The sequence below is a fragment of the Pseudomonas sp. NBRC 111132 genome (assembly GCF_001320565.1).
Lineage (GTDB): Bacteria > Pseudomonadota > Gammaproteobacteria > Pseudomonadales > Pseudomonadaceae > Aquipseudomonas > Aquipseudomonas putida_P.
This window is the reverse complement of the sequence record NZ_BCBI01000119.1, coordinates 1-2207: the sequence shown is the minus strand read 5'-3', so window position 1 is coordinate 2207 and position 2207 is coordinate 1. Positions and strand designations below refer to the sequence as shown.

Below are 2207 nucleotides of genomic sequence, written 5' to 3'. Positions count from 1 at the left end.
CCGCCCAGGCTCAGCAAATGCTCGCCTTGCTCACGCCCCTCACCAATACGCTGCAAGTTGTCCTCACCCAGCTCATGAATCCGCTCGCTGTGGTCACGAATTTCGCTCACCGCGCCGCTCTGCTGCGCCGTGACATCGGCAATCCGCACGGCCGTGTCCGAGATGGTACGAATGGCACAGACAATCTCATCCAGTGCTCCGTCTGCCGCCTGGGCCTGATTGGCCGTGGCCTCGGCATGCTCAAGCTGTGCGCGCATGCCGGCCACCGAGCCTCTGGCCGCCTGCTGCAAGCGGTCGATCAGGGCCTGAATCTCGCCGGTAGCGCCTGTGGTGCGCTGTGCCAACGAGCGCACCTCATCGGCCACCACGGCAAAGCCACGGCCCATCTCACCGGCGCGGGCCGCTTCGATCGCGGCGTTCAGTGCCAGCAGGTTGGTCTGCTCGGCAATCGAGCGGATTACCGTCAGTACGCCGCCGATGGTTGCCGACTCTTCCGCCAACTGCTCGATCATGCGGGCGTTGCCTTGCACTTCATCGACCAGGTCACGCAAGCCCGACAGGCTCTGGCCAATTACGGCCTGGCCTTGCTCCACGGCGCGCCCGGCATCGCGGCTGGCATCGGCGGCGGCGCTCGCATCCCCCGCCACTTGCTGAATGGTCGCCTCCAGTTCACCGAGGGCATCGCGGATCTGCCCGGTATCGCCGGCTTGGCGCTCGGCGCCATCGTGCAGCGCGACGCTCATGCCGGCCAGCGCGTGGCTGCTGCCGGCCACTTGCTCGGCGTTGTGGCGGATGGTGCCGACCAACTCGACCAGGTACTGACGCAGGCGGTTGAGCGACGCCTGGATGTCGTGCAGTTCGCGGTTGGTCTTGCCCAGCGCGATGGCCTGGGCGAAGTCGCCTTCGGCCCAGCGCGACAGAGCCGGGGCCAAGCCGGTCAGGGTGCGGGCCAGGCGCCGCTGAAGGGTGTCGATCAGTAGCGCGATCAGCAGGATCAGGCCGATCATCAGGCCTTGGATGATGCGCACTTCGGCAGCGATTTTTGCATGCTGGCCGCGTACCTCGGGCTCCAGCGCGGCGATGGCCTGCTGCACCGCCTCCAGGCGCTGGCGGGTGCTGGCCGCCAGGGCGACGCGGCGCTCGATTTGTTCGCGGGTGCGTTGCAGCTCGGCCGGGTAGCGGCTGAGCAGGCTTTGCAGTTCGCGCTTCAGGCCTACGGCAATGTCTTCCTGCTGGGCGCTGGCCTGGGACGCCAGGCCCATCATCGCGGCGAAGTCGTCGGCGCCGGATTCGGCCGTGCGGGTTACGCCGAGCAGGGGCAGGCCGTCGACCACCTGGGCCTGGACGCGGATCAGTTGCAGCTCGCGCTCGACTTCGTCGGCCAGCTCCGGGCGGCCGCTGCTGACCAGCTTGTCGCGGGCCAGTGACAGCCGGCCCAGGTGCACGGTGGCGTCGAGCAGTGGCAGCAGGTAACGGTTGGCCTCGGCATTGCCGCTGTCGCGGGCGTAGCCGGCCATTTGTTCAAGGTTCGCCCCCAGCTCCCGCTCGGCTTGCAGCAGCAAGGCTTGTGGGTCGCCGGCCAGCTTGCCAGCGGCCAGCAGTTCATTGGCAGTGAAGGCCTGCAGGCTGTCCAGGCTAGGGCGCAATTGCTCGGCCAGCTCAACGGGCCAGTCGGCCAGGGCGGCCTGCAGCTGCTGGTTGGCTTCCATGGCGGCGGCATGGCGCAGGGCATCGCCGCTGCCCAGGTACGCCTGGATGTTGCGTGCCGCCTGGTTCTGGAACTGTTGGGACAGGCCCAGGTAGCGCTCCATCATCTGGTAGGGGCGCTCCAGGGCCCGCTGCGACCACCACAGGGTTGCGCCCAAGGCGAGGCACACGGTCACCAGCAACAGGGTGTTGAAATTGGTCAGCCACTTCAGGCGCATAGCCGCGAGCTTCCTGGTGAGGGGGAGTGGCGGCTGAAGTTATTGCGATTTTGTGACGTGGTGATGACGGCAAGGGCTTGGCGCCAGAAAAAAGTGGCACAGTGCCGGTACGGTTTTAAGTGACTTAGGGCTCTACACGCACTACGCAATTGCGCCCCGCGTGCTTGGCCCGGTACAGCGCTTCGTCCGCCGCACTGGCCATGGTCAGTGCATCCAGCCCCTCGTCCAGCTGTACGACTCCGGCACTGAAGGTGCACTGCAAATCCCGTGGCTGCGCCGGGT

Annotated in this window: 2 protein-coding genes; both read right to left on the bottom strand. The window is 66.9% G+C overall.

The annotated features are described in order from the left end of the window. A partial coding sequence (locus APH35_RS29825) for a methyl-accepting chemotaxis protein (RefSeq protein WP_441295880.1) occupies nt 1-743 on the bottom strand: 743 nt, incomplete at its 3' end. Nucleotides 744-2049: 1306 nt separating this feature from the next. Then, on the bottom strand, nt 2050-2207 hold a 158-nt coding region (locus tag APH35_RS28760), incomplete at its 5' end, for a diguanylate cyclase domain-containing protein (protein ID WP_156341252.1).